The organism is Desulfuromonas thiophila (genome assembly GCF_900101955.1).
GTDB classification, from domain to species: Bacteria; Desulfobacterota; Desulfuromonadia; order Desulfuromonadales; family Desulfuromonadaceae; genus Pseudodesulfuromonas; species Pseudodesulfuromonas thiophila.
This window is the reverse complement of sequence record NZ_FNAQ01000002.1, coordinates 162,737-186,704: the sequence shown is the minus strand read 5'-3', so window position 1 is coordinate 186,704 and position 23,968 is coordinate 162,737. Positions and strand designations below refer to the sequence as shown.

The 23,968-nt window shown below is 61.8% G+C and carries 21 protein-coding genes and 2 tRNA genes; 4 read left to right on the top strand and 19 right to left on the bottom strand.

The window, feature by feature from the left end; translation table 11 throughout:
- Position 1: 1 nt before the first annotated feature.
- The 15 genes from BLR80_RS03175 to BLR80_RS03105 form a co-directional block, all read right to left on the bottom strand.
- A complete protein-coding gene (locus tag BLR80_RS03175) occupies positions 2 to 451 on the bottom strand; it encodes a CBS domain-containing protein (protein ID WP_245691311.1) in 450 nt (149 codons plus the stop codon).
- Complete coding sequence (locus BLR80_RS03170; protein ID WP_092076202.1) at positions 448 to 2,022, bottom strand: NAD(P)H-hydrate dehydratase; 1,575 nt, start codon at positions 2,020 to 2,022, stop codon at positions 448 to 450. The genes BLR80_RS03175 and BLR80_RS03170 overlap by 4 nt, the downstream gene beginning before the upstream one ends.
- Positions 2,019 to 2,399 carry a holo-ACP synthase gene (locus BLR80_RS03165; RefSeq protein ID WP_092076200.1) on the bottom strand — a complete coding sequence of 127 codons (381 nt, stop codon included), beginning with the start codon at positions 2,397 to 2,399 and terminating at the stop codon, positions 2,019 to 2,021. Before BLR80_RS03165 ends, BLR80_RS03170 begins: the two co-directional genes overlap by 4 nt.
- Positions 2,399 to 3,115 (bottom strand): pyridoxine 5'-phosphate synthase, encoded by a 717-nt coding sequence (locus BLR80_RS03160; protein ID WP_092076198.1) that lies wholly within the window; start codon positions 3,113 to 3,115, stop codon positions 2,399 to 2,401. The genes BLR80_RS03165 and BLR80_RS03160 overlap by 1 nt, the downstream gene beginning before the upstream one ends.
- Positions 3,112 to 4,488, bottom strand: a complete 1,377-nt coding sequence (gene glmM, locus BLR80_RS03155; protein ID WP_092076196.1) for a phosphoglucosamine mutase — start codon at positions 4,486 to 4,488, stop codon at positions 3,112 to 3,114. The genes BLR80_RS03160 and glmM overlap by 4 nt, the downstream gene beginning before the upstream one ends.
- Positions 4,485 to 5,210: a CdaR family protein gene (locus tag BLR80_RS03150; protein WP_092076194.1), complete on the bottom strand. Its 726-nt coding sequence runs from the start codon at positions 5,208 to 5,210 to the stop codon at positions 4,485 to 4,487. The genes glmM and BLR80_RS03150 overlap by 4 nt, the downstream gene beginning before the upstream one ends.
- A 101-nt stretch (positions 5,211 to 5,311) precedes the next feature.
- Entirely contained in the window at positions 5,312 to 6,097 is a 786-nt protein-coding gene (cdaA, locus tag BLR80_RS03145) for a diadenylate cyclase CdaA (protein WP_092076192.1), read from the bottom strand.
- Between the two features lie 31 nt (positions 6,098 to 6,128).
- Complete coding sequence (folP, locus tag BLR80_RS03140; RefSeq protein ID WP_092076190.1) at positions 6,129 to 7,337, bottom strand: dihydropteroate synthase; 1,209 nt, start codon at positions 7,335 to 7,337, stop codon at positions 6,129 to 6,131.
- Complete coding sequence (gene ftsH, locus BLR80_RS03135) at positions 7,334 to 9,166, bottom strand: ATP-dependent zinc metalloprotease FtsH (protein ID WP_092076188.1); 1,833 nt, start codon at positions 9,164 to 9,166, stop codon at positions 7,334 to 7,336. Before ftsH ends, folP begins: the two co-directional genes overlap by 4 nt.
- Before the next feature lie 99 nt (positions 9,167 to 9,265).
- Positions 9,266 to 10,681, bottom strand: a complete 1,416-nt coding sequence (gene tilS, locus BLR80_RS03130; RefSeq protein WP_143012071.1) for a tRNA lysidine(34) synthetase TilS — start codon at positions 10,679 to 10,681, stop codon at positions 9,266 to 9,268.
- Between the two features lie 113 nt (positions 10,682 to 10,794).
- Positions 10,795 to 10,871 (bottom strand) — tRNA-Met (locus tag BLR80_RS03125).
- Positions 10,872 to 10,908: 37 nt separating this feature from the next.
- Positions 10,909 to 10,985 (bottom strand) — tRNA-Met (locus tag BLR80_RS03120).
- A 73-nt stretch (positions 10,986 to 11,058) separates the two neighbouring features.
- Positions 11,059 to 11,814: an SPOR domain-containing protein gene (locus BLR80_RS03115; protein WP_092076184.1), complete on the bottom strand. Its 756-nt coding sequence runs from the start codon at positions 11,812 to 11,814 to the stop codon at positions 11,059 to 11,061.
- 39 nt (positions 11,815 to 11,853) lie between these two features.
- Positions 11,854 to 13,512 carry an arginine--tRNA ligase gene (gene argS / locus BLR80_RS03110; RefSeq protein ID WP_092076182.1) on the bottom strand — a complete coding sequence of 553 codons (1,659 nt, stop codon included), beginning with the start codon at positions 13,510 to 13,512 and terminating at the stop codon, positions 11,854 to 11,856.
- Between the two features lie 212 nt (positions 13,513 to 13,724).
- Positions 13,725 to 14,054 carry a septum formation initiator family protein gene (locus tag BLR80_RS03105; protein WP_171906291.1) on the bottom strand — a complete coding sequence of 110 codons (330 nt, stop codon included), beginning with the start codon at positions 14,052 to 14,054 and terminating at the stop codon, positions 13,725 to 13,727.
- Positions 14,055 to 14,306: 252 nt separating this feature from the next.
- Between BLR80_RS03105 and BLR80_RS03100 the strand changes: the two genes are divergently transcribed.
- The 3 genes from BLR80_RS03100 to aat are packed head-to-tail and all read left to right on the top strand — an operon-like array spanning position 14,307 to position 17,659.
- Entirely contained in the window at positions 14,307 to 14,612 is a 306-nt protein-coding gene (locus BLR80_RS03100; RefSeq protein ID WP_092076178.1) for an ATP-dependent Clp protease adaptor ClpS, read from the top strand.
- A 24-nt stretch (positions 14,613 to 14,636) separates the two neighbouring features.
- Complete coding sequence (gene clpA, locus BLR80_RS03095; RefSeq protein WP_092076176.1) at positions 14,637 to 16,895, top strand: ATP-dependent Clp protease ATP-binding subunit ClpA; 2,259 nt, start codon at positions 14,637 to 14,639, stop codon at positions 16,893 to 16,895.
- On the top strand, positions 16,892 to 17,659 hold the full coding sequence (gene aat, locus BLR80_RS03090) for a leucyl/phenylalanyl-tRNA--protein transferase (RefSeq protein WP_092076174.1): 768 nt from the start codon (positions 16,892 to 16,894) through the stop codon (positions 17,657 to 17,659). Before clpA ends, aat begins: the two co-directional genes overlap by 4 nt.
- Positions 17,660 to 17,666: 7 nt before the next feature.
- Here the strand turns inward: aat and BLR80_RS03085 are convergent, their stop codons facing one another.
- Positions 17,667 to 18,398, bottom strand: a complete 732-nt coding sequence (locus tag BLR80_RS03085; protein WP_092076172.1) for a J domain-containing protein — start codon at positions 18,396 to 18,398, stop codon at positions 17,667 to 17,669.
- A 120-nt stretch (positions 18,399 to 18,518) separates the two neighbouring features.
- Entirely contained in the window at positions 18,519 to 19,379 is an 861-nt protein-coding gene (locus tag BLR80_RS03080) for a DUF815 domain-containing protein (RefSeq protein WP_171906290.1), read from the bottom strand.
- Positions 19,380 to 19,415: 36 nt separating this feature from the next.
- Here BLR80_RS03080 and BLR80_RS03075 point away from each other — a divergent pair, with 36 nt between their 5' ends.
- The gene (locus tag BLR80_RS03075) at positions 19,416 to 20,522 is read left to right on the top strand and encodes a THUMP domain-containing class I SAM-dependent RNA methyltransferase (RefSeq protein ID WP_171906289.1); all 1,107 of its coding nucleotides are present in this window, start codon (positions 19,416 to 19,418) and stop codon (positions 20,520 to 20,522) included.
- A gap of 18 nt (positions 20,523 to 20,540) precedes the next feature.
- On the opposite strand, the gene BLR80_RS03070 is transcribed toward BLR80_RS03075, so the two are convergent.
- Both BLR80_RS03070 and BLR80_RS03065 read right to left on the bottom strand, forming a co-directional pair.
- Complete coding sequence (locus BLR80_RS03070) at positions 20,541 to 22,664, bottom strand: LPS-assembly protein LptD (RefSeq protein ID WP_143012070.1); 2,124 nt, start codon at positions 22,662 to 22,664, stop codon at positions 20,541 to 20,543.
- The gene (locus BLR80_RS03065) at positions 22,661 to 23,962 is read right to left on the bottom strand and encodes a bifunctional folylpolyglutamate synthase/dihydrofolate synthase (RefSeq protein WP_092076166.1); all 1,302 of its coding nucleotides are present in this window, start codon (positions 23,960 to 23,962) and stop codon (positions 22,661 to 22,663) included. The genes BLR80_RS03070 and BLR80_RS03065 overlap by 4 nt, the downstream gene beginning before the upstream one ends.
- Positions 23,963 to 23,968 lie beyond the last annotated feature (6 nt).

The window sequence follows — 23,968 nt, the reverse complement described above, 5'->3', positions numbered from 1 at the left end:
GCTACTCCAGCGTACGAATAATGTCGAAACGCGCCACCACCCCCAGCAGGCGCCCTTCCTCCACCACTGGCACCAGATGAATACGGTTACGGGTCATCAGGGCTGCCACCTCACTGACCGGTGTCAGCGGCCCGCAACTGATCACCTGACGCTGACACAGCTCACCAACCGTCTCTGCCGTCAGGCGGCGTACCTGCTCGGCAAATTTCTTTTCGCTTTCCAGATACAGCACCCAATCAAACAGCGAAACCACCGTTGGCAGATGCAACGGCTGGTCACGCTCCACCAGATCGGTTGCCGAAATGATTCCAACCAGATGGCCTTCGCCATCAACCACCGGCATGGCGCTGACCCGGTGTTGCTGCAACTGACGGGCAAAGTCCTGCAAGCTGGTGTCTTCCCGCACGACAATAACATCGCGCGTCATAATATCCTGGGCATACAGCATCATGAACCTCCTTCCGGCCTCGGGATGCCGGCTGTCTGTAAATTCTGACGGGCTTGCGGCAGCGCCCGAGCTACGGCCATGGCACCATAGCCAACGGCCCCGGTCGTGGCGCAAAGATCGGCAGCGGCGCCATGCAGGTAGACGGCCAGCACGGCCGCTTCAAATGGCGCCAGCCCCTGGGCCAACAGCGCCGCGACAAGACCGGTCAACACATCACCCATGCCGCCACTGGCCATGCCCGCATTACCGGTACCGTTGAGCCAGACCCGGCCATCGGCTGCTGCGATAACCGTGCGAGCCCCCTTAAGAACGAGGACCAACTGGTGACGACGGGCAAAAGCGCTGGCCACACCACAGCGATCCTGCTGGATCTGGGCAACCGTCAGGCCAGTCAGCCGCGCCATTTCACCGGGATGCGGCGTCAGCACAAGGGCTGCGGGGCGCGAGCCCTGTAGCAACTCCGGCCGCTGGCTCAACACATTGAGGCCATCGGCATCAACGACCAGGGGCACATGACAACATCCCAACAGACGCTTCAGCAACAGGCCACTGGCGGGCGTCCAGCCAATACCTGGCCCTACCGCCACAGCATTCTTGCCGGCCAGCAGCCCTGACAGCTGGTCACCATCAAAAGGCTCCCAATCCTTACTCGCTGGCACCGTGAAGGTCATCACCTCGGCGGCCAGAGCCGTCAGCTGCGCCTGTGCAATAGCGGGTGCCGCCAGCGTCACCAGCCCGCTGCCACCGCGCAATGCGCCTTCGGCACAGAGGCGGGCCGCGCCGCAGGTTCCAGACATTCCGGCCAGCAGCAGGCTGTGGCCGCAGACGCCCTTATGACTGTCTGACGTCCGCCGCGGCAACAGCGCCTGGGCGTCAGCGGCCTCAACCAGGCACAGACGAGCGGGCACGGCCGCCTGCAACACCGCCGGCATCCCGATATCAACAACCTCCAGCGCACCGCCATAAGCGGCAGCGGGCATACTAACCTGCCCGATTTTGGCGCAGGCAAAACTGGCCGAACAGTCGGCCCGCACCGCCTCTTCCAGCACCGCTCCACTGGTCGCATCAATACCGGACGGCATATCAACAGCAAACACCGGCACCCCGCTGGCATTGAGCCAGCGCAGGGCCTGGCGATAATGCCCTCGGGCCGGCGCCGTCATGCCATTGCCAAAGATAGCATCCACCAGCAACCGGCAATCGTTCTGCTGCTGCAGCAAGCGCGTCAGGGCCGCCTCGTCCTCGGCGACCAGCAATGGCAGACCACAGCGGCTGGCAATGGCGGCGTTATGACCCGCCGCTCCCCGCAGACGCTGCGGGGCCGCCAGCGCCAGCAGGCGCACCTGCCAGCCCCAGGCCTGCAGGTGACGCGCCATGACATAACCATCCCCGCCATTGTTGCCCTTGCCGCACAGAATCAGCAGCGGCCCGGGATAACGTTCGGCGTAGCGCCGCTGCAACACGGCAGCCGCTCCGCGTCCAGCATTTTCCATCAGCACCAGGCCCTCGATACCATAGTCCTCGATAGCCTGGCGATCCATCTCCCGCATCTGTTCGGCTGTCACCAGCTTCATGGGCCCTCCAGAATAACCGTGGCTATCGCATAATCTCGCTCGTGGCTGTAGGACAGGTGACAGAACCGCAGGCCGCGGGCAGTAAATAGTTCGGCAGCACGACCGGCCAAGACCAGTGTCGGCGCCCCCAGAGCATCGCGCCGCACCTCGATGTCTTGCCACGTCAGGCCATCCCGCAGACCAAGCCCCAAGGCCTTGAGAAACGCTTCCTTGGCCGCAAAGCGCGCCGCCAAGTGTTGCGCCGCCTGCCGGCGCGGCAGGGCATAGGCCCGCTCCGCCGGTGTGAACAGCCGCTCCAGCACGGCGGAACGCTGTTCGAGCAGACGGACAAAACGCGCCACGGCAACAACATCGGTTCCCAGTCCGGCAAGCGCCATCAGCGTTCCTGCAGCAGGGACTTCATCTCGCGCACCGCCCGTTCCATTCCCACCAACACGGCTCGGGCAACAATGCTGTGGCCGATATTGAACTCGCTGATCTCGCCCAAGGCGGCAACGGCGGCGACGTTCTGGTAATTCAGCCCATGACCGGCACTAACCTGCAGCCCCAGGCCGCGCGCCTGCCGGATGGCCTGGCGCATCCGGACCAGCTCGGCCGCACGCGCGCCTTCACTGCCGGCGTTGCAGTAGACTCCGGTGTGGATCTCGATGATATCGGCGCCAACCTCGGCGGCCAGTTCAATCTGGCGCGGATCGGCATCGATAAACAGACTCACCCGGATTCCGGCCTGCTGCAGCACCGCGATACGATCCTTAAGTTGCGGCTGAGACGCCACATCGAGACCTCCCTCGGTGGTCAGTTCCTGCCGCTTCTCCGGCACCAGAGTAGCAAGATCGGGGCCGACGTGACAGGCGATGGCAACCATTTCTGCCGTCGCGGCCATTTCCAGGTTCAGTGGCAGATCAATCTGCTGGCGCAACAGGCTGACATCCACGTCCTGAATATGTCGGCGATCTTCCCGCAGGTGTACGGTAATTCCATCGGCACCCCCCAGCTGGGCCAGCAAAGCCGCTGTCAAGGGTTGTGGTTCGCGGCCACCGCGCGCCTGACGCAGAGTAGCCACATGATCGACATTGACACTCAAACGACTCATCCGTTGTTCTCCTCGTCGCCGCGGCCCAGATGCCGGACCACGGCATCGGCAATCTCATCTGCCATGGCCTGAATCTCCCGCTGGCTCGGGCCTTCAACCATGATCCGCAGCAGCGGTTCAGTGCCGGAATAACGGATCAGCAAGCGACCGCTTTCGCCCAGGCGCGCCTCACAGTCCTGCAGCAACGCCTTGAGCGGTGCTACGGTCGCCAGATCGGTCTTCTCCCGCACCCGCACATTGACCAGCACCTGAGGCAGGGCGGTCATGATGCGAGCCAGCTCGGACAGGGGCTGCTGCTGCCGACGCATGATGGCCAGAACCTGCAGCGCCGACAGAATTCCGTCGCCCGTGGTAATGTGATCGAAGAACACCAGATGCCCCGACTGCTCGCCGCCAAAATTATAGCCATGGCGCAACATGGCTTCGACCACATAGCGATCACCCACAGCCGTTTTGACCACCGACACGCCACAGGAACGCATAGCAATATCAAGGCCCATATTACTCATCACCGTAGCCACCAGGGTCTGCTTGGCCAGCTGGCCCGTTTCCTTAAGATGGCGCGCGCAGATGGCCATGATATGATCGCCATCCACCTCCTCGCCCTGTTCATCGACGAAAATCACCCGGTCAGCGTCACCATCAAGGGCAACGCCCACATCGGCCCGGTAGTCGCGCACAGCTTTGGCAAGCTGCTGCGGGTAAAGGGAACCGCAACCGGCGTTGATGTTGGTGCCATCAGGCGTCACACCAAGTGCCACCACCTGAGCACCCAGCTCTTCGAACACGGCTGGCGCCACCCGATAAGCCGCGCCATGGGCGCAATCCACCACGATGCGCAGGCCACGCAGATCAAGATCGCGCGGGAAGGTGTTCTTCAGAAAAACGATATAACGTCCGCCAGCATCGGCGATACGAAAGGCCCGGCCAACCTCCGCCGCCGTTGGCCGCAACAGATCCAGTTCATCAGAAAACAGCAGCTCCTCCATCTGCAGTTCCACCGCATCCGGCAGCTTGAGACCGTCGGCGGAGAAGAACTTGATACCGTTATCCTGATAGGGATTGTGAGACGCCGATATTACGACACCGGCGTCGGCCCGCATGGAACTGGTGATAAAAGCGATGCCGGGCGTCGGCAGTGGGCCAACCAGCTGAACATCAACACCCATGGAGCAGATTCCCGCCGCGAGCGCGTTCTCGATCATGTAACCCGACAGCCGCGTATCCTTGCCAATGACGATGCGACGGCGCTTGTCAGCCGCCTTGGACAGATAGGCGACGGCACGACCGAGCTTCATAGCCATCTCCGCCGTCATCGGATACTTGTTGGCAACACCACGAACACCATCGGTGCCAAAAATCTTTTTTTTCATGACAGCTCATCCTGGAGTACGGCAGGGTTTTCCGGTGCCGCCGGCGGCGGCTCAACAGCAGGACCGGGCTCCGGCGCCGGCAGGGGCTGCACCCGCACCTCGGCATCCACCGCCCGAGGTTCGACCAGCCGGCTGTAGGTTCCCTGATAGCTCAGGGGCACCGACAGGGAAAAACTTTCCCGGACACGACTTAAATCCACCATTTCGGTTTCGACCTCCGAAACCGTCTTCATCTCGCTTTCAGCCCCTTCCACGGTCGCCCGATCCGGCCGCGCCAGCACCTGTTCGATAACAAACCCTTCAGGCAAACCGCTGCTGAACACCAGCCGTATCGGCACCGTCTTGCGACGCAGACGTTCCAGCTTAACATCAACATAGGAAGGCGACAGACGGGTTATCTTCAGGTTGCGCGGCAATTGCAAGCGATCTTCCAGCCGACGGAAGGTCGTAATGCCTGGCTGGGCATCGCGCAGATCGACGGACAGGCTCAGATTCGACACCTGGATATTGGACAACAGCGTCCGCGGCCCGCTGATGCGCACATCGACCAGATTGGGCACCTCGTTGGCAACGATAAAATCCGCCGGCAGATTCTTCAGCTCCAGTGGCACCAGATAGCCCTGCTCGGCATTCTGCTCACCCATGACAAACAGCCACAGCATGAAGGCAAAGGTCAGCGACAGCAGTTTAAGGTGCCAGTTATTGAGCAGCAGCTGAACCATGGGGCCACCTCTCCCTGACAGGAGGTCAAAGAAATGTTGCTGGCATGATGCGAACAGAAGGGAAGGCGCCCGCTCCCCGCCCCAGTGACCAGTTGGCAGCCCTAGCGGTTGGCCTTGGCCTTACCGGGATCGAGCAGACGGGTCAGAATCCGCCGCAACGAGGTAGAATCCAGATCGCGGGTCATGCGCCCCCCTACGGCGACGGAGATTTTGCCGGTTTCCTCCGATACCACCACAGCAACGGCATCCACCAGCTCTGTCAGGCCGATGGCAGCGCGGTGGCGCGTACCCAGACTTTTACTGATATCGGGATTCTGCGACAAAGGCAAAAAGCAGCCCGCCTGTTTCAGCCGACCGTTCTGCAACACCAAAGCCCCGTCATGGATAGGAGAAAAGGGCAAAAAAATGGCGCAGATCAGATCCGAGGAGACACGCGCATCGATTTCAACACCGATTTCCAGAAAGCTTTTCAGCCCGGTCTCACGCTCAATGACAATCAGGGCACCGATTTTCTTACTGGCCAAGGTCACCGCTGACGTGACCAGTTCGTCAATGATCTTGGTTTCCTCACGGTAGGCAGCATCGGCATAAAAGGGATTGCGTCCGACGTGCATCAGGGCTCGGCGGATATCATTCTGGAAGATGACAACGATGACCAGAACAATGGACGTAAGGAAATTGTCCAGCAGCCACTGCAGGGTAAACAGGCCCGTCAGCTGAGCCAGGACATAGACGATCAGCACCACCGCCAGGCCGAGCACCATCTGCACAGCCCGGGTGCCTTTGATCAGCAGAATGATCCGATAGATGATAAAGGCCACCAGGGCGACATCAAGGGCGTCGAGCATCCAGCGGAAATGCTTTGTCAGTTCTTCCAATCCGCCCATCGTTACCCCTGCCTCTGCCCCTGCACCCGTACTACATTGGCGCTGTACGCACCGCCTCAATCATGTCCACCAGTTGGCGGGTCGACGCCACGTCGTGAACCCGGACAATCCGTGCGCCACCCAGCACGGCCGCCGCCACCGTCGCCAGGCTGCCCGCCAGCCGCTCATCCGGCAGCGCCTGCGACAACACCGTGCCGATAAAGCTTTTGCGCGAGGTGCCGATCAGCACGGGCACACCAAGCCCCTGGAATTCAGGCAAACGGCGCAAAAGGGTCAGATTGCCCGTTACCGTCTTGCCGAAGCCGATCCCCGGATCGACCACCAGCTGGTCCTCAGCGACACCTGCCGCCCGCGCTTGCTGTAGTGACCGCTCAAGAAAGATCATCACCTCGCCGACCAGGTCCGTATAAACCGTCTGCTGCTGCATGATATCCGGTCGGGACGGCGTATGCATCAACACCAGTCCGGCGCCGGCTTGCGCGACGGTTTCCGCCATCGCCGCGTCAAAGGTCAGACCGCTGATGTCATTCACGAAGCAGGCCCCGGCCGCCAGCGCCTGACGCGCCACGGCCGCCTTGCTGGTATCGACTGACAAGGGTATGTCCAAACGCTGACGGATAGCCTCGATCACGGGCACCAGCCGGTCAGCCTCCTCTTCGGCGGACACAGACTGACTGCCCGGCCGGGTGCTCTCGCCACCGACATCGATCAGATCGGCACCCTCATGCACCATGTCCTCGGCCCGCCGCAGCGCCGCAGCCAGAGACTGGTGACGGCCGCCATCAAAGAAGGAGTCCGGTGTCACATTGAGTATGCCCATGACACAGGGACGTCGCAACGACAGACAGCTGCAGCGGCCCCGCCAACGTTCAGACGGTTGCTGCAAACGATCAAGCAACTCTTTTAGTTGTGTCGCCCGCCGCGGCAGGCCAAAGGGTTGCGGCGCCAGCCGCTGACACAGCAAGCGCAGCTGTTTGGCCGTTGCCATCAGCAGCACATCGGTCTGAGCTTGGCGGCCACTGACCGTACCACGCGCCACAGCCGCCTCGGCCCCCAGCGCCAGCATCTCCTGTTTGAGGATATTGGCCGCGCCACAGGGCACCTGGGGCAGCAGAACATTAAGACGGCCGACCTTGTCGACCATGTGCGTTACCCCCGCCGGATCAGCCCCCAACGCCTCCAGGACAGCGCGAACATGGGCATTACTGTCCAGCTGCAGCAGACGAGGGCTGTCGTTCACACCGTCTCCGCCGGCGAGTTTGTCTCGGCTGTCTCGGTCTGCTCGCAAACGAGCAAAATACGCTGGATATCCTCAGCATCAATGGTTTCACGTTCCAGCAATTCCTGCGCCATGCGTTCAAGCACCGGCCGATGGGTTTGGAGAATCGTACGGGTTGTCTCATAGGCATGCCGCACGATCTTCTGAATCTCGGCATCAATCGACTGGGCTGTGGCCTCGCTGTAGTTCTTCACATGGCCCATGTCCTTGCCAAGAAACACCTCCCCCTCCTTCTCACCGAAGGCCAGGGTACCGAGCGCATCACTCATGCCCCATTCGCACACCATCTTGCGTGCCAAGTTGGTAACCCGTTCGATATCGTTGCTGGCGCCGGTCGTAACAGTACCGATACAGATTTCCTCGGCGGCCCGCCCCCCCAGCAAAGCACAAATCGCCGCAACAAGCTCTTCGCGATTCTGGCTGTACTTTTCCTCGGTCGGCAGGTACATGGTGACCCCCAGAGCCCGACCACGGGGGATGATCGAGACCTTGTGCACCGGATCGGCTCCCGGTGTCTTCAAGGCCACCAGGGCATGTCCGGCCTCGTGATAGGCGGTGACGCGCTTCTCCTTTTCGGTGATTACCAGCGAGCGACGCTCGGCACCCATCAGCACCTTGTCCTTGGCCGCCTCCAGATCACCCATGTCGACCTGTTCCTTATTGGCCCGCGCCGCCAGCAAGGCCGCCTCGTTGATCAGGTTGGCCAAATCGGCGCCGGAGAAGCCTGGCGTGCCCTTGGCGACCACCTCCAGATCGACCGAATCGGCTACCGGCACCTTGCGGGCATGCACCCGCAGAATCGTCGTACGGCCCTTGATATCGGGCCGCGGCACCACCACCTGCCGGTCGAAGCGACCAGGCCGCAAAAGTGCCGGGTCAAGCACGTCAGGCCGGTTCGTGGCGGCGATCAGAATAACGCCTTCATTCGACTCAAAACCATCCATCTCCACCAATAGCTGGTTGAGGGTCTGCTCACGTTCATCGTGTCCACCCCCAAGACCGGCACCGCGATGACGACCGACGGCATCGATCTCATCGATGAAAATGATACAGGGTGCGTTCTTCTTGCCCTGGGCAAACAAATCGCGTACCCGACTGGCGCCCACACCGACAAACATTTCAACAAAGTCGGAGCCGGAAATGGTAAAGAAAGGCACATCAGCCTCGCCGGCGATCGCCCGCGCCAGCAGCGTTTTCCCTGTGCCAGGGGAACCGACCAGCAGCACCCCTTTGGGGATGCGGCCACCAAGGCGGGTAAACTTCTTCGGATCCTTCAGAAAGGCAACGATCTCCTCCAGTTCCTCCTTGGCTTCGTCCACCCCCGCCACATCCTTGAAGGTGACCATGCCCTGAGTATCCGACAGCAGGCGCGCCCGGCTCTTGCCGAAGTTCATCGCCTTGCCGCCACCACCCTGCATCTGGCGCATGAAGAAGATCCAGACAGCAATCAGCAGCAGGATCGGCCCCCAGGATACCAGCATGGTAACCCAGAAGCTGCGATCCTCCTCGGGCTTGGCTTCAATCACGACACCTCGCCCACGCAGTTCGCCGATCAGTTCAGGGTCGGATGGCGTATAGGTTTTGAAGCGTGTGCCATCCTTATACACCCCTTGAATATTAGCGCCCTGAATCACCACTTCCTCGACCCGCCCTTCATCCAGGGCAGTGACAAAGCTGGTATAACTGATGGCTTCCTTCTGCGGTTCCTGCTGCGTCATCATATTGAACAGCAGAATCATCACCAGGGAAATCACCAGCCAGAGCGCAATATTTTTATAAAATTGATTCACTTTTCCTCCCGCAGGCTAATACGGCTGAAACCACAAAGGGCCCAGAATTTTTATAAATCGCTAAACGGCCTGTAAGTTAGCATAGGGGTAGCAACAGCCTCAACGGGATTTTGGCGCCACCGCCTGAAAATCGACCCGCCAAACCCACTGTTCATGAGGCTGCGGCAACAACAGCCGGCTGCGGCGATAGCCAACAACCCAGAGAACTCTTTCCTGCTGACACAGCAGCGGCGTCTGCCAACGCTGCTGACGTTCCAGCCGCCACTCCACGAACAGATCCTTGAGCCTCTTGTGCCCTTCCATGCCCAAGGGCGCCAGCCGGTCCCCCGGCCGCGCCGATCGCAACTGCAAAGGCCATCGCAAATCCTGCGATGACAGATAAATCCGACAGCGATCGTCGGCTGCGGCAGTGGCAGGCACCTGATTGATTTCAAGCCAGCCACCAGGCAGGGGATAGCGGCCCGGGCCGGGGATTGCACACTCCTCGACGTCCTGCTCCGGCACGGGCAGCCGCCGCAGAAACTCCAACGCCGTGCGGGTACGCACCACCACCGCTCGCGGCAGGCAGCAGACACCCTGAAAATCTGCGGCCTGCACGAGCGTCTCCAACTGGGCATAATGGCCAGCAGCAAGCCCCTGCACATCCCCTCGCAGCCAGCGCAAAACCTCGCGCAGCAGGCGCGCACGCAGGGCCGGATGCAATGGCCGCAGCCGTTCCAAGGACAGACGAAAGCCTTCCGACAGTGGCTCCAATTGTAGCAGCAGTGGCTGAAGCTGCTGCTGCCAGTAGTCCTCTTCTACAGCTACCCGTTGTGCCAGCTGCGCCAGCCGGCGGGACAGGCCCGGATGCTCCTGCTGCAGCTGGGGCCACAACTGATGCCGCAAGCGGTTGCGACTAAAACACAGCTCGGCATTGGAGGCATCAGTAACATAATCCTGGGACTCAAGAGCAAGAAAGCTCAACAGCTCGTCACGGCCACAATCGAGCAACGGTCGCGCCAGCAAACCACTACGCCAGGCCATCGCCGCCAGACCGGACACCGCTGTCCCACGCAGCAGACGCAACATCAGCGTCTCTGCCTGATCCTCCTGCTGATGCCCGAGCAAGATGGCAGCGCAGCCCAGCCGATGGGCCTGCTGATACAAGAAATCATAACGGGCCTGCCGACCGGCCTCCTCCAGCCCCAAGCGCTGCTGTTGCGCCTGCTGCGCCACCGACGCAAAGCCAAACACTGCAGGCCAGCCCAATCCTGCGGCCAACCGAGCGACAAACACCGCATCGGCGCCGCTGGCCGGGCGCAAACCGTGATCAAGGTGCGCCACCACCAACTGCAACCCCAGTGGACGGATACACCGGTGCAACAGGCGCAACAAAGCAACGGAATCGGAGCCACCCGAAACCGCTACCAGCAAACGCTGGCCACAGCTGATACCGCAATGCTGCAGCAGATTATGGCGAAAACGCTGCTCCAGCTCCTGCCGCTCCATGCCGGATTTTTTTCTCTGCAATTTCACTACCCCCGCTCGGGTAAACACCCGCACAACCTTCCGCCACAGAAGAGAAGAACGGGGTCAGAATACGCTGGATACAGAAAAGCCCCCCCAGTTTGCTGGGGGGGCCTGATGAATGGTGGCGGTGCAGAGATTTGAACTCCGGACACTGCGGATATGAGCCGCATGCTCTAACCGACTGAGCTACACCGCCAGCAAAACGGGAAACCGGCGAGCCGGCTTGCTGGTATTGGTTGCGGGGGAAGGATTTGAACCTCCGACCTTCGGGTTATGAGCCCGACGAGCTACCAGACTGCTCCACCCCGCGTCAAAGCGAGGTGGAATCTACGCATTTTGAACCCACTTGTCAAGAAGAAAAAACTGCCGGCTCAGGGAATCGTTCAGGAACCACTTTTCTTAATAAACCCTTCAAGTTTCGTGCTGTTGCGGACACCCTGTTGCAGCTTCTCAGCCTCCAATCGCGTTGCGACCGGACCAACCATAACCCGCGACCAGACCCCTTTCGCTCCCAGATCCACGGTTTCAATAAAAACGGGAAACTGAGCACGCAGCTTCTGCTCCACGGCGCGGGCGTCGGCCGCCTGCCGGAATGACGCCACCTGCACCAGATAGCTCCCCCCCGGCACCGCTGCCACCCGTAGGGCAGCAACTTCGGCTGGCGGCGGTTTCGCAACGGCCGCCGCCGGCACCTCTGGCTGGCGTTCCGCCTTGGGCGGCGACGACACGGCGACGGCCGGCGCCTCCTCCGGCGGAGGATTAAGACCGCTGCCCAGTAATCCGTCAGCCGCCGGCGACAGGAGTGCGGCCAGCGGATCGGCTGGCGGCGCCAGGTCGGCCTCCGTCAACGCGGCTGGAGCTGGAGGCTCAGCAGGGGCAGAAGGCGGCACGACCAACACTGGTGCCACCGGAGGTTGCACCTGCGGCTGACGCAGAGGCGCCACCGCCACAACCTCGCCAGCAACCGGGTCGGAGGCAAGATGGGCAGCCGCTGGTTCCTCGGCAGCCCGACGCTGGCCCCCCACCAGAATTCCCAGAGCAAAGCAACCCAGACAGAGCGCCGCCAGCAAAACAAACATCACCAGAACGGGCCGCTTTGCCGGCGGACGCGGCCCCCGCCCGTATTCCGTCTGAGACATGGTCTCCTCCTTTTGTCGGTCAAACCCTGACCCTGCGGGTCACATTTTCTGCGGCGCAGCCACACCCAGCACCCGTAAGCCATTGGCCAACACCTGACGCACCGCCTCAGCCAGATAGAGCCGGGCACGACTGATGGCCTCATCCTCCACCAGAATCCGCTGCTGATTATAGTAGCTGTGGAAGGCTGCCGCCAATTCCTGCACATAAAAGGTCAGACGATGAGGCTCATAATGCTGGGCTGCTGTACAGATCACCTCGGGATAGCGCTCCAGCAGGCGGGCCAGAGCCAGCTCCTCTTCAAGCCGGAGCGCGGCACAGTCCGGCGTACCCTCCAGAACCAGTCCAGCCTCGGCGGCATTGCGCTTGATGCTGCAGATACGGGCATGGGCATACTGGACATAGAAAACCGGATTATCGTTGCTCTGCTGCTTGGCCAGTTCCAGGTCGAAATCAAGCTGACTGTCGCCACGCCGCATGAGAAAGAAGAACCGGCAGGCATCGCGCCCCACCTCGTCAAGCACCTCGCGCAGGGTAACAAAGGTACCAGCCCGGGTACTCATGGCCACCTGCTGGCCCGCCCGCAGCAGATTGACCAGCTGCACCAGAATAATGTGCAGATCCTGCGGATCGCGCCCGAGCGCTTGCAACACTGCCTTCATCCGTGGCACATAGCCGTGGTGGTCAGCGCCCCAGACATCGATGACACGGTTGAAACCGCGCTGATATTTCTCCCGGTGATAAGCCACATCAGAAGCAAAATAGGTGGTAGCACCATTGGAGCGAACCAACACCCGGTCTTTGTCGTCACCATAGCTCGTTGTTCGCAGCCACAGGGCGCCATCCTGTTCGTAAACATGTCCGGCCTGACGCAGCGCCTCAATACCCTCAGCCACCAGCTCACGATCATAGAGGCTCTGCTCGCTGTACCAGTTGTCAAAATGTACACCGAAGTCCTGCAGATCGGCATCAATGCCGGCACGAATAATATCGCCACCCCAGCGGGCACAGTAACGAATGGCGTCGACTTCCGGCAACTGCAGCAGTCGCGCGCCTTCTTCTTGAAAAAGCTGTTCGGCCAGCTCGACGATATAATCACCCTGATAGCAGTCGGCCGGAAAATCCAGGGCCTCGCCCCGCTGTTGACGGTAGCGCAACAGGATCGACCGCCCAAGGGTATCCATCTGGTTGCCGGCATCGTTGATATAGTACTCGCGCTGCACGCTGTAGCCGGCTTCCTGCAACACTGCCGCCACGGCATCTCCGGTGGCCGCCCCCCGCCCATGGCCAATATGCAGCGGGCCGGTCGGATTGGCACTGACAAACTCCACCTGCACGCGTTGGCCAGCACCAATGGTGGCGCGACCATAGTCCTGCTGCTGGCAATGAATGGTTTCCAGCACACCGAACCACAGCTGCGGCTGCAGCCGCAGGTTGATGAAGCCTGGTCCGGCCACCTCGACGGACAGCCACAGATCCTCGCGGCAGCGCAGCTGCTGTGCCAGCAACTCGGCTATCTGGCGCGGCGCCTTGCGCTCGGCACGGGCCAGCAACATGGCAACATTGACGGCAAAATCTCCGTGCTCTACCCGGTTCGGTACCTCGACGACAAAATCGGGCACATCCGCGCCCGCCAACTGGCCACTGGCCGCGCAGGCACGCAGCGCCTCATTCACCGCCTGTTTGACAAGGCCTTTCATAGCTGTGCAATTCCTTCAACGAAGCAAAATAACAAAGGAGCCCGGTTCACCACGGACAAAAACGGGGGATCAGGTCGATCCCCCGGCATCAGGCAGTAACGGACACCCAACCGCAACAGCCGGCACACAGCCGGCTCTGACAGATGATTGAAGATGCAAAAACAGATCATGCGCTGTGTGAGCACTGAGAAGCCGGTTGCGCAGCGAGGCTGTCACCGTTTCGGGGCCGCAAACTGGTAAACAATTTCGCCCTCACGCACCAGGCACAGATCGCCGCGCGCTACCTGTTCCAGATAGCGGTCATCGGATCGCAGCGCCTGCAGCTGCAGGCGCAGTTGCTGCTGACGTTGCTGTAACTGCGCCAGTTCCTGCCCCAACTGCGCCTGGTACTGATGGGTCCGGTAAAGGCGCAGAGCCCCTTTGTCGCCCCCCAGTGCCAACAGCAGCCCCACGATAACCAGTCCGGCCCAGAACAGATAGCAAGACCGGCCGACAGCCGGTGGCCGATTGTGTTTTTCATCGCTGCCAGCGGCTAGCGCCATCGGTCGCACCTCCACCCAAAAAACGAACGGCCCGGATTGCTCCATGCCCGCTGCCGGAAAATCGCGAACCGCGTCTACAAGTTTAAGTCATCGCCAAGGGGACTTCAACCGCTTTATTGGCAGCCGCCGAGGAAGGCGCAACCGGGGCCGGCGCAGCTGACGCTTGGCGACAGAGCGCGCCTGTGCTAGCCTTGCTGATCGAATGTCGCATCCCATCACGGGCGCGACTTCCCTTGCACAGAGGCGCAGACCATGCCCCAGGCTCCCGGCACCCTGACCAAACAGCAAAGCCACACCCAGACCCTGCAACCCGAGCGCTATCTGGTCATCATGCACAATGACGATTACACCACCATGGAGTTCGTCATCGAACTTCTGCAGCAGGTGTTTCACAAAAACGCTGCCGAGGCTACCGAGCTGATGCTACGCATCCACCAGCAGGGTGAAGCATTGTGCGGCTGCTATCCCTTCGAGCTTGCTGAAACCAAGGCTGCCACAGTTCACCAGAAAGCGCGCCAGGCCGGTTTCCCGCTGCGTTGCAGCCTGCGCCGTGCCTGATCACTTCCGCCCAAGGACAACCGCGTGACCCTCAGCAAACAGGCCCAGATCATCTTTTCCCTGGCCATCCAGGAAGCCCGGCGGCGCCAGCATGAATACCTGCTGACCGAACACATGCTCTACGCTATGCTGTTCAGCGACGAGGCCTGCAACATCCTGATCAACTGCGGAGCCCGCATTGACCAGCTGCGCCTGCAGCTTGACGACTATCTTGACGAGCAGATCGAGCCACTGGCGACCGCCACGTCAAGCCAGACACCGGAACAGTCGATCAGCCTGCAGCGCATTCTGCAGCACAGTATCAGCCACTGTGCCGCCGCCGGCCGCGAAGAAATCGACTTGGGCGACCTGCTCGCCGCCATGCTGACGGAATCACGCAGTTACGCCACCCGGCTGCTGGGCCAGCAAGGCGTCGTCCGACTGGATGTTCTTAGCTTCATCAGCCATGGCATCCGCAAGGAAGACGGCGCGGCGGAACCGACCGGCGAGAGCCCGGCGGCACCCGCCAGTAGTGCAAAAACGACCGAAAGTGACGCCCTGCAACGATTCACCATCGACCTGCGGCACAAGGCGGCAGACGGCCGGATCGATCCACTCATCGGTCGCACGGCAGAGCTGGAACGGCTGTGCGAAATTCTCTGCCGACGGCGCAAGAACAATCCGATCCTGGTCGGCGAGCCCGGCACCGGCAAAACCGCCCTGGCCGAAGGTCTGGCCTGGCAGCTGGAGCAGGGCGAGGTTCCCGTCATCCTGCAACAGGCCGAACTTTTCGCCCTTGATTTGGGGGCACTGATGGCCGGCACCCGCTTCCGGGGCGACTTCGAGGAGCGCCTCAAGGCCGTGCTCAACCAGCTGGCGCAACGCCCAGCGGCCATCCTGTTCATTGACGAAATCCACACCATCGTTGGCGCCGGCGCCACCAGTTCCGGCAGCCTCGACGTTTCCAACCTGCTCAAACCGATGCTGGCCGATGGCGCCATCCGCTGCATTGGAGCAACCACCTACGAGGAATACCGCCGCCTGTTCGACAAAGATCGGGCCCTGTCGCGCCGTTTCCAGAAAATCGACCTGCGCGAACCCGACATCGACCAGACCGTCGCCATTCTCAAAGGATTAAGGCCTCACTACGAAGCCTTCCACCAGGTACAGTATCCCGATGCGGTGCTGCAATGCGCGGCAGAACTGGCCCAGCGCCATCTCCAGCAGCGCCACCTGCCCGACAGCGCCATCGACCTGATCGACGAGGTGGGCGCACGACTGCGCAGCCGTTCCAGCCGACGCCGCCGCACCCGCCCGGCCGATGTCGAGGCCGTGGTGGCCCAGCTGGCCCAGATCCCGCCCCGGGCCGCTCGCGGCGACGACCGCCAGCGTCTTCAGCAGCTGCGCCAGCGCCTCAAGCAGCAGGTATTCGGCCAGGATCAGGCCATTGATCAGGTGGTGGACGCCGTGCTACGGGCCCGCGCCGGCTTGACCGAAGTGGAAAAACCGGTGGGCAGTTTTTTGTTTGCCGGCCCAACCGGCGTGGGCAAGACGGAACTGGCGCGACAGCTGGCCCGCGAACTGGGCATCGCCTTTATCCGCTTCGACATGAGCGAATACATGGAAAAGCACGCCGTCGCCCGTCTGATCGGCGCGCCACCCGGCTATGTCGGGTTCGAGCAGGGCGGCCTGCTGACCGACGCCCTCAACAAGACCCCGCACTGTGTCCTGCTACTGGATGAACTGGAAAAGGCCCACGCCGACCTGTTCAACATTCTGCTGCAGATCATGGACCATGGGCAGCTGACCGACAACAATGGCCGCAGCGCCAGTTTCCGTCACTGTCTGCTGGTGATGACCAGCAACGCCGGCGCGCGCGAGATCAACCGTCATCCGATTGGCTTTACCGCAGCTGCCCAGGGCAGCCCAACCGGTGAAATCAACCGGCTGTTCTCACCGGAACTGCGTAACCGCCTAGACGCAACCATCCTGTTCGCCGCCCTGCAACCGACCCACATGCAGGCCATCGTCGACAAGTTCATCGCCCAGTTGCGTCAACGATTGAAGGAACAAAAGGTTCAGCTGCGCCTGAGTCGGCCAGCCCGCGACTGGCTGGCCCGCCACGGCTTCGACCCGGATTACGGCGCCCGCCCGCTGGGCCGCCTGATCCAGCGCGAAATCAGCACCCCGCTAGCCGAACAGCTGCTGTTCGGCGCCCTGAGCAAGGGCGGCCAGGTGCGAATCGACTGCCACGACGAGCAGTTGCAGTTCTGCTACAGCGTCGGCGCAACGGATACCCCGTGACAGGGCCGGGCTACCAGCCACGCCGGTGGCACCACTTCCCCGCCATCCACCAGGCCCGTCCCGACGGCCTGCTGGCCAGCGGCGGCGACCTCAGCTGCGACTGCCTGTTGCAAGCCTATTGTCAGGGCATCTTTCCCTGGAATGCGCCGGGCGAGCCGCTGTTGTGGTGGTCACCCGATCCGCGTTGCCTGCTGTTCCCACAGAATCTGCATCTCAGCCGTCGGTTGGCCAAAACCCTGCGCTCGCAATCGTTCCGCTTCAGTCTCGATCTGGCCTTCGATGCCTGCATCACCGCCTGCGCCACCAGTGGCGAACGGGCCGGCGACAGCTGGCTGACAGACGAAATGCAACAGGCCTACCGCCGGTTGCATCACCTGGGATTTGCCCACTCGGTGGAATGCTGGGAACACGGGGAATTGGTCGGCGGACTTTACGGCCTGGCCATCGGCCGCTGTTTCTGTGGCGAATCCATGTTTCACCGCCGCCGCGACGCTTCCAGGATGGCCCTGGCGGTTCTGGCCCGGTTGCTACAACGGCTGGACTACAGCTTTATTGACTGCCAGCTGGTAACAGAACACCTGCTTCGCCACGGCGCCACGGCAGTGCCCCGGTCGACCTTTCTGCAACTGCTGGCCGACTGCCGGCTGAGCGCCGGCAGCTGGATCCTGCCCGGCCCGCTGCCACCAGCGGGCTGGCTCGATGTCGGGCTGCTGCTGGCAGGCGACTCCCAAGCCCCCAGAACCTTTCCCATCATGGTGGCGTAGACTGTCCTCAGCGACGAGAAAAGCGGGCGTTGTGCTGCCGCTGGGACCGCACAAAGGTTTCAACCTCCTGCGACCGCAACAGCCCTTGCTCAACAAAGTACTGGCCAAAGGGCTTCTGGCAGCGCTGCTGGTAGCGCAGCAGCACCTGCAACTGAAATGGAGTAAGATGACCAAGGTCGAGCGCCCTTTGACCGAAGCGCCCCCGCCGGCCGTGATAGCGATTGATCTCGGTGATGGCCTCGGCGGACAGCCAGCCCCAACGCTCGGCCAGGGAACCGATCACCGGTCGCTGGCGCCGCTGCCAGACCAGCGCCTCAATCATCTCGGCGTAGCTGATTACGCCACAGTGGTAAAGAAACAGACCGATTTCAAGATAACGCTGCGGCAGGGGCCGATCACCACTGGTCGTCTCGGCAGCCTCCCAGCCCCAATCGGGCTGACGGCTGAAACGGGTCGTCTGATCGGCCGGCTGCCACAGACGTTTATGGGGGTCCTGACTGAAGTCTTCCAGCAGGCGATAGGCTTCATTAAGATTACGGAAACGTTCGGCCTGCTGCGCTACCTGTTCCGGCGCGCTGGCCGCGAACAGGTCGGGATGGGTCTGTTTGGCCTTCTGACGGAACGCCGACTTGATGCCGCTGGTCTGCATGTAAAACAGAAAATCGCGCCCGATCTGGGCATCGGCGCCAAACAGCAACCGGCAGGCCGCCAGCAGTTCATTTTCGGCGAAGAGAGGCATGGTCTCCGACAATCCATCCGTCAAGGCAGACAAAGAATACAGCGTGCAGACGCAGTATACAGCATTGCGGCAGGAACAACAGCTCTGTCATCAAAAGTGTCCGACCTACGCAGATGCCCCCTAGCCAGACGTCAGCGCCGCTGCCTTCTCCGCCCGAACCCGCTGCTCCAAGGCTTCGGAACCGGCCAGCACGGCAAGCAACTGGGCGGCAAGACGGCCACTGCAGCGGCCCCGCTCCCGCGCCAGACGACGGGCCAGATGCTCGACACTGGCCAGGTCGAGCTGAATTTCATGGTAGCGATGCAACCGGCCAACCAGTTCCAGATACTGGCGCATGGTCAAGGCTGGCACCGCCAGCTGCAAACCGAACAGATCACAGGCTGGCGGCAAACGGGCCTCGGCATCGACCAACGATTCGCTGCTACTAACACAGAGCAGCACATTGGCCGGGCAGCCACCGCTACCACCAGCCAGCAAACGCAACAAGATACGACGGGCCGGACTATCCTGTGCCAGTGGCATTTCGGCAACCAGCACAACAAACTGCAACGGCACCTCGGCCAGCTGTTCGAGCAAGCCGTCAAGCAGGGGCAAGCGGTCCTCGTCCAGTTCAATCAACCGCACTCCCTGCCCGACCAACTCGGCGCTCAGCGTCCGCACCAGAGTCCGCTTGCCACCACCCGCCGGTCCATGCAATAACACGGCGGCAGCCGGCAGCACCGCGGCAAACTGGCACAGATTCCGCCGCAGGGTCGCCCGCACGGCATCAAGTCCCAGCAGCGGCTGCTCCGGCTCGATAACGGCCGGGCGGCATCGCAGCTGTTCCCCATCAAACCAGAAGGCGGCACTGCGGGCAAACAGCTCAGCATCCGGCTGCCAGGGTTGCAGCTGTTGTTCCAGGCGCTCCTCGGCCAGGTCAAGCAAACGCTCCAGACGCTGCAGCAAGAATTCCCAGTCGATTTCCACGTCGCTCAACGTCACGTCCAAACCTCATTCATTTGCCAGGGAGAATACCGGGTGAAAAAAACCTCTGAACACTGTTTCGTCATCTGCCCACCGGGTGTCGAAAGACTCTGTGCCCGGGAACTGGAGAGCCTCGGCATCCACGTACTGGCACAGGAAACCGGCGGCCTGAGCTTCGATGGCAACCTGCAACAGCTCTATCGGGCCAATTTGTGGTTGCGCAGCGCCAACCGCATCCTGGTACGGCTGGGCACACTGCAGGCGCGTGATTTTCCCAGCCTTTACCGTAAGGCCAGCCAGCTGCCGTGGGGCAAATTTCTGCGCAGCAGCGCCCAGTTGGAGGTGCAGGTCAGCGCCCACCACAGCCGACTGAACCACAGCGGCCGCATCGCCGAAACCCTGCTGGCGGCCTGTGATCGCGCCCTCGGGAGCGGCACCGACAATGCTGCCGCGACAAATCCGCAACAGCTGTTCGTCCGTTTCGAGCAGGACCAGTGCACCCTGTCCATCGACAGCAGCGGCGAACGCCTGCACCGGCGCGGCTACCGCCACTGTCCCAGTCAGGCGCCGCTGCGTGAAAATCTCGCCGCCGCCTGCCTGCTGCAACTCGGCTGGGACGGCAAGGTCCCCTTCATGGATGCCTTCTGCGGCAGTGGTACTCTGGTGATTGAGGCCGCCTTGCTGGCCAGCCGCCGAGCGCCGGGGCTGCAGCGTCCTTTTGCCTTCATGGGTTGGCCCGGTTATCGTGCCGGGCTGTGGCAAGTCCTGTGCGACGAGGCCCGCCAACAACAGATCGTACCGGTGGTGACACTCTACGCCGGGGATCTGGACGCGCCAAGCCTCGAACAAGCCCAGGCCAATGCGGCGCGGGCCGGCGTCGCTGACTGGATCAACTGGCAGCAGGGCGATTTCACCACCCTGCTGCCGACGGAATCTGAGGGGCTGTGGCTGAGCAATCCACCCTACGGCCTACGCCTTGAACGGGCCAGCCACCTGCCAGCCCTGTTGAGTCGGCTGCGTCAGCATCAGCAAGCCCGGCTGCCGGGTTGGCAGGCTATCGTTCTGCTGCCGCGGCAACTGCTGGCAAAACAACGCCCACGGTTGGCCTTCCGTCATGGCGGCCTGGCGGTGGGGCTCTACCCTTTCAGTGCGCTACCTTGAGCGTTGCCGCCATAAACATCAGAAACCGCCCAGCCGGCTACCGGAGCGGTTGAGCTGGCTGACACCACCCAGCGCAAAACGCACCAGGATCTCCTGATCGTCCTGCCGGTCGCGATAACCAACAAACAGGCTCCAGCACTGAGAGCGGTACTCCAGATAAACCACATTTTCCAGTCGTTGGCGCTGACGGCAATCGAAACGCTGCTCGTAGGTAACATAGAGCGGTTTAAGCAGGTCGGCCTGCAGGCGCGTGGCCAGATATTCAGCATCGTCGCGGTCGTAGCGGTAGGACAGCGCCAGACGCCGGTCGAAGCTCTGCTCCAGACCGGTTTCGGCATTGAAATATTCAAACGCCTTCCCCGCCGGATCGTAGTCGGCATCGATGTCAACATACCAGAAGGCCGTCGGTCGCAGGATCAGTTCCGTCAGTATGGGCGAAAAGCGCTCTTGGTCATAGCGCTGGCTGCGCTCATGGCGATCGAGCCAGAGATCGTAGTCCTGCGCCAGACGCAGATAGACCAGTTCCCGATACAACGGTTGCTGTCCTGCCGTGACAAACTTGCCCACCAGCCGGTTGACCAGGGCATAGCTCAGCCGATTGGCATGATCGATCCGGTCAGCCGGATCGAACCAGGGCAAATCCGATTGTTTGCGGTTGGGCACATAGCCATAGGTTACTTCCGGCTCAATGCTGTGCTTAAGCCGTGTCAGACCGCTGTCGGCCAGTTGAAAAACCCGATCCAGCCGGGTAGCGACACGGGTGGAAAATTCCCAGTTGCCGGTCTGCTCGAAGCCATCGTCAATGCCGGCGGCAGCCCAATCGGCATCCTCATGGGCCGAACTGAAATACAACCGCTGCCGATAGGCCAGACGTGGTTCCACCTCCAGCGCCCCCCCGGCCAGGAAAAAGCCGGTCAGATGCGGCCGGGCCTCGAGGCGACTGCCGCGGCTCCCTTCACGGCGCCAGAACTGGGTCGCCACACCGTCAAAGCCCCCATACAGCGCAGAGGTACCCAGCCGGCTGTGCAGGTAGTTCAGGTGCAGTTCCGGTAACTTCTGCAGCATACGGTCATTATCGACCAAAGGCTCCAGATCCTTGGTGTACTGCACCAGACCGGTCAGATTGAGATCGCCCCAGGCGCGGTTAAGGGCCAGAGTACTTTCGACTTCTTCCTTGTCATATTCGTCGGCAACGGATCCAAAATCATCAAAATAGTCGATTTCACTGACATATTCGGCATCCGCCGTCAGCCGCAGGCGCCCCGGCAGCAGACCCCAGTGTTGCCAGCGCCCGGCGAACCGGTCAGACAGGTCGTTGTAGGCTGCGCCACCATAACTGGAGATATAATAAAGATTGAGTGTGCCACGGTTATCTCCGCCAAACAGGTAGCGATATTCAGCCCCCGTGCCCAACCCCATCTTGGAAAAGTGATCGACAAAGAGGGTCAGGTCCTGATTGTCAGCCAGCACCTGATAATAGGCCAGTGACAGCTGCAGACCACGGTTGTCGGAATAGCCGGCCAACGGCAACAGAAACCCCGATTCCCGCTCGGTCTTGACCGGATAGGCCAGATAGGGCAGATAAAACACCGGCACGTCGTGCAGGTAGAAACGCACATGGCGGGCCTGGGCCATGCCACCAACGGTGACATCAATTTCACGGGCACCGAATTTCCAGTCAGGCACCTCGCCATTGCAGGTGGTGAAAGCACCCTGCCGGACATGGTAGCGCTGGGGCCCCTGCTTCTCGATAACATCGCCCCACAGATGAACGTTGTAGGCGGAAAAAAAACCACGGGCCGCCGTGACCGAGCCGGTTTCCTGCGCCAGATTCAGCTGCATCTGCTCACCATGCAGATAGCCGGCCGGGTCCGTCAGCCGTACCTGCCCCTGTGCCTCGGCCGTACTGGTCGGCACATGGTAGCGCACCGTATCGGCATTGAGCTGCAACGCCCCCTGCCGCAACTCGACCGCCCCTCTGGCACGGTAGAGCTGCTGCTGCTCGTCATAGCTGAGCTCATCGGCCTGCAGCGCCACCGGCGCGTCGCTGTCCAGCGCCACCTCCGCCGGAGCCGCCACCGGCGCCAGCAGCAGCGCCAGCACCAGCCAACGCGCTATCCTTGTATTTCGCCCCTTGTTCACGGGCCCTCCTGTGCCATGAGAATCTCGCGTGCCGCCGCCACCAGAAACAGCGATCCCGCCACCAGCACCAGCTCATCCGGCTGGCGCTGGCCCTGTGCCTGCCTCAAACCTTCCGCCACGTCATCATACAGCTGCGCCGGCACACCGGCCAGCTGCGCCAGTTGCCCCAGCCGGCCGGGTGAAAAGCTTTGCTCCTGCGGAATCGGCACAGCATAAAGCGCACAGCACAACGACGCCAGCGGCTCCAGCACCGCCGGGACATCCTTGTCGCTCTTGAAACCAGCCAGCCAGCGCACCCGCCGCCGACCGGCGCCATAACCCTGCTGACGCAGATAGTCGGCCAGAACCGCCGCGCCCGCCTCATTATGTGCCCCATCCAACAGCAGCGCGCCAGCAACCGTCGGCGCCGGCCACCACTCCAGCCGGCCGGGCCAGCAGGCCCTGGCCGCGCCATCGGTCAACGCCGCATCCGGGAACTGCAGCCCCAGACGCCTCAGCTCTGTCACCACCATCAGCGCCGTCGCCAGATTGTCCCACTGGTGGCGACCGGCTAAAGAAGGCAGCACCGCCGGCGACAACCCCGCCGGGGTGCGCACACGCAGGCTGCCCACCGGATCCTGCGGCAGCGGCGCCAGCGGTGCGAAATCCCGGCCGAACAGGCTCAACGGAACCGCCTGTTCAGCGCAACGCCGCTGCAGCAAAGCGGTAACCTCAGCCCGCTGTGGTCCCACCACCGCCGGCACGGCCTTCTTGAGAATCCCGGCTTTTTCCTCGGCAATCTGCTGCAGAGTTTCGCCCAGATGGGCCTGATGATCACGACTGACGGGCGTGATGACAGTTACAAGCGGCTCGACAACGTTGGTGGCATCAAGCCGGCCCCCCATGCCCACTTCGACAATGGCCAGGTCAACCTGCTGTTCGGCGAAATACTCTAACGCCAGAACCGTGGTAAATTCGAAAAAGGTCGGCCGCAGGCCACCACTGAGCGCACGCAATCGTTCGGTCAGGGTGGCAACGGATTCGAGGGTGATGGGCTCGCCGTCGACCTGAATACGTTCACTGAAGCAGTGCAGATGGGGGGAGGTATACAGGCCGACCCGGTAGCCGGCCTGACGGCAGATGGCGGCAAGAAAGGCGCAGACTGAACCCTTGCCATTGGTACCAGCTACATGGATCACCCGGTAGCGACGCTGGGGTTGGCCCAGGGCGGCCAACAACTGCCGGACGGTTTCCAACCCCAACTTGATGCCGAACATCTGCAGCCCGTAAAGATAGGCCAGGACCGGATGCTCTGTCATAAAACC